The sequence below is a fragment of the Streptomyces sp. genome (assembly GCF_036566765.1).
In the GTDB taxonomy this organism is placed as follows: domain Bacteria; phylum Actinomycetota; class Actinomycetes; order Streptomycetales; family Streptomycetaceae; genus Streptomyces.
On the sequence record NZ_DATCVQ010000021.1, the window covers coordinates 1 to 3271 of the forward strand.

Sequence of the window (3271 nt, forward strand, 5' to 3'; positions counted from 1 at the left end):
GCCGGGCCAAGCCCGTGTACCGCGCGTTCCTCCGCTCGCACACCTACCGGGCCACCATCCGCCGCCACCTCGCGCTTCTCGAAGCGACCGGCCGTCTGACCCGCCACGGCGACGGCACCCCGCGCCGCTTCTACACCTACCACCCGGAGGGAGAGGGCCGATGAGCACCGCCACGCAGGCCGCCGGCCTCATCACCGAACCGGGCGTCTACGACATCACCGCCGAGGAGTACCACGCCGACCCCATCCCGGGCGGCTCCCTCTCCTCCAGCGGTGCCCGCCTCCTCCTCCCACCGTCCTGCCCCGCCCTTTTCCGGCACGCCCAGGACAACCCGCAGGCCCCGAAGCAGACGTTCGACGTCGGCACCGCCGCCCACAAACTCGTCCTCGGCGACGGCCCCGACCTCGTCCGGATCGACGCCACCGAGTGGCGGGCGAAGGCGGTCAAGGACGAGGTGGCCGCCGTACGCGCCAATGGCGGGGTCCCGCTGAAGCCGGACGACTACCAGATGGTCCACGACATGGCGGACGCGCTGCGCCGCCACCCCGTGGCCTCCCGCCTGTTCGACCCCGCTCGCGGCCGCCCGGAGCAGACCCTCGTCTGGCGCGACGGCCCGACCGGCGTCATGCGCAGGGCCCGCCTCGACTGGCTGCCCGACACCCGCTCCGGGCGGCTGATCATCCCCGACTACAAAACCTGCCGGTCGGCCGAACCGAAGGCCCTCGCCCGGTCCGTCGAGGAGTTCGGCTACCACCAGCAAGACGACTGGTACCGCTCCGGCGCAAAGGCCCTCAACCTCGCCGACGAGACCGCCGCGTTCGTCTTCGTCTGCCAGGAGAAGACCGCGCCCTACCTCGTGACTGTCGTCGAGATGGACGCCGTCGCCCGCCGCATCGGCGCCGCCCGCAACCGCCGAGCGCTGGAGGTCTACGCCGAGTGCGCCAGCGCCGGCCAGTGGCCCGGCTACAGCGATGACATCGCATACCTCTCCCTGCCCACGTGGGCCGAAATCCGTGACACCGAGGAGTACCTGTGAACCAGCCCATCGAGCGCATGACGCCGGCCGCCGCCCCGGCGCGGGTCGGGCAGGGCACCGCCGTGGAGCAGTCCCGCGCGGTCGCCGAGGTCCAGGCCGCGATCGTCGTCGCCCAGCAGTGCCCTCGGAACATCAACGCTGCGATCGCCGAGATGCGGCAGTCCTGCACGCAGCCGTTCCTTGCCGAGCGGGCGTTCTTCCGCTACTCCCGCGGCGGCGGCACGATCACCGGCCCGTCCGTGCACCTCGCCCGGGAGCTCGCCCGCTGCTGGGGCAACATTCAGTACGGCCTCGTCGAGATGCGCCGCGACGACGAGTTTGGCCAGTCCGAGATGCAGGCGTTCGCCTGGGACGTCGAGAAGAACTCCCGCAACAGCAGCACCTTCATCGTCCCGCACAAGAGGGACCAGAAGGGCGGCCCGAAGCAGCTCACCGACATGCGGGACATCTACGAGAACAACGCCAACAACGGCGCCCGCCGCGTCCGTGAGGCGATCTTCGCGATCCTCCCGCCGTGGTTCGTCGAGGAGGCCAAGCAGCTCTGCGCGAAGACCCTCCAGGACGGCGGAGGGAAGCCGCTCCCGCAGCGCATCGCTGACGCGATCCGCGCCTTCGAGGGCATCGGCGTCACCCAGGACCGCATCGAGACCAAGTTCGGCCGCCCGTCTGGAAAGTGGACGGAGCACGACGTTGCCCAGTTGCTGGTGGCGTTCCAGTCCATTAACCGCGGCGAGGTGTCCGTCGACGAGGAGTTCCCGCCGCAACGGGTGACCGTCGAGGAGATTGCGCAGCAGGCTGCCGCGCCTGCCCCTGCGGCGGGCGGCTCGACGGAGTGGCCGGCGGCTGCGCAGCCCGGATCGGGGGCCCGCGCATGAGCTGGCACCTCGGCCGCCTGTGTGGCTTCGATTTGGAGACTTCGGGCGTCGACGTCGAGAACGACCGCATCGTCACCGCGTGCGTCGTCCAGTGCGGCGGCGGACAGCCCACCGCGTCCGCCTCGTGGCTCGCCGACCCCGGCGTCGACATCCCCGACGAGGCCGCGGCCGTCCACGGCATCAGCACCGAACGCGCCCAGGCCGAGGGCCGCCCGGCCGCCGAGGTCGTCGCCGAAGTCCTCGCCGCACTCGGCCAGGTCATCGCGTCCGGGATCCCGGTCGTCGCGATGAACGCCCGCTACGACCTGACGATGCTCGACCGCGAGGCCGCCCGCCACGGCCTCGACCCGCTGCCCGACGGACTCAACGGCCTCTACGTGGTCGACCCGTTCGTCATCGACAAGGCCGTCGACAAGTACCGCCGTGGCAAGCGGCGCCTGACCGACCTGTGCGCCCACTACGCCGTCCCGATCGGCGAGGCGCACACCTCCGACGCCGACGCCATCGCCGCGTGCCGCGTGGCGTGGCGGATCGGCACCCGCTACCCGCAGGTGGCCGCGTACTCGCTGAGCGAGCTGCACGCGGTGCAGGCGGGGTGGGCCGCCGAGCAGGCCGCCAGCCTCCAGGACCACCTCCGCAAGACGGACCCGACGGCGTACTGCGCACCGGAGTGGCCCCTTATTTCCCGCCAGCAGAACGGAGCCTGACATGCGACGACGTCTCTCCCGCCGTGACCTGACCAACCTGTACACCACCGCCCTCGACATGCGTGACGAGGCCCGCCGCGAGCTGGCCGACTCCCGATTCACGTGCAGCAGTCAGGCCTCCGAAATCACCCGCCTGCGCGAGCAGCTGGACGCCCGCCCGATCGAGCCCACCACGGTCACGGCGCTCCGCGAGGAACTCGACGCGCAGAGGCGCGTGAACCAGCGGCTGGCGAACCAACTGCTGGACGCGGTCGGCCACAACGCGGAGGCGCTCACCGCCAACCAGCGCCGGATCCTCGGCCTCCCGGCTGGAGGCGCCCGGTGACCATCGAGACTCCCGCGGCCGGGCTGACCACCCGCCCGGCCGCGGGCACCAACCGCCTCTACCGCGTGGCCGGGCTGGACATCAGCCTCACCGGAACCGGCATCTCCACCGTCGGCGGCACCGCCCGCGTACCGACCTCGGGCCGACGTGCCGACTCCCTCGCCGAGCGCGACGCCCGGCTGAAGTTCATCACCGGCCGCGTGATCGAGGAGGTCGGCACGGTCGACCTGGTCTGCGTCGAGGGCCCCGTGTCCTATCAGCAGCCCGGCGGCTCCACCTGGGACCGCGCCGGCCTGTGGTGGCGGATCGTCTCCAGCTTCATCGGCCG

The 3271-nt window shown here is 71.8% G+C and carries 4 protein-coding genes and 1 pseudogene; all 5 read left to right on the top strand.

Going from position 1 to position 3271, the window contains the following annotated elements:
• Nucleotides 1-160: 160 nt before the first annotated feature.
• Nucleotides 161-1036 carry a PD-(D/E)XK nuclease-like domain-containing protein gene (locus VIU94_RS01050; RefSeq protein ID WP_331906481.1) on the top strand — a complete coding sequence of 292 codons (876 nt, stop codon included), beginning with the start codon at nt 161-163 and terminating at the stop codon, nt 1034-1036.
• Nucleotides 1033-1911: a hypothetical protein gene (locus tag VIU94_RS01055; protein ID WP_331906483.1), complete on the top strand. Its 879-nt coding sequence runs from the start codon at nt 1033-1035 to the stop codon at nt 1909-1911. The genes VIU94_RS01050 and VIU94_RS01055 overlap by 4 nt, the downstream gene beginning before the upstream one ends.
• The gene (locus VIU94_RS01060; RefSeq protein ID WP_331906485.1) at nt 1908-2618 is read left to right on the top strand and encodes a 3'-5' exonuclease; all 711 of its coding nucleotides are present in this window, start codon (nt 1908-1910) and stop codon (nt 2616-2618) included. Before VIU94_RS01055 ends, VIU94_RS01060 begins: the two co-directional genes overlap by 4 nt.
• 1 nt (nt 2619) lies before the next feature.
• The gene (locus VIU94_RS01065; protein ID WP_331906487.1) at nt 2620-2943 is read left to right on the top strand and encodes a hypothetical protein; all 324 of its coding nucleotides are present in this window, start codon (nt 2620-2622) and stop codon (nt 2941-2943) included.
• A pseudogene (locus VIU94_RS01070) lies at nt 2940-3271 on the top strand (hypothetical protein); the annotation flags it as partial. The gene VIU94_RS01065 and the pseudogene VIU94_RS01070, both read left to right, overlap by 4 nt.

What these genes read in the sequence shown, in the direction of transcription:
- VIU94_RS01050 (WP_331906481.1), top strand. Translation starts at nt 161, where the DNA reads ATGAGCACCGCCACGCAGGCCGCCGGCCTCATCACCGAACCGGGCGTC.
- VIU94_RS01060 (WP_331906485.1), top strand. Translation starts at nt 1,908, where the DNA reads ATGAGCTGGCACCTCGGCCGCCTGTGTGGCTTCGATTTGGAGACTTCG.
- VIU94_RS01065 (WP_331906487.1), top strand. Translation starts at nt 2,620, where the DNA reads ATGCGACGACGTCTCTCCCGCCGTGACCTGACCAACCTGTACACCACC.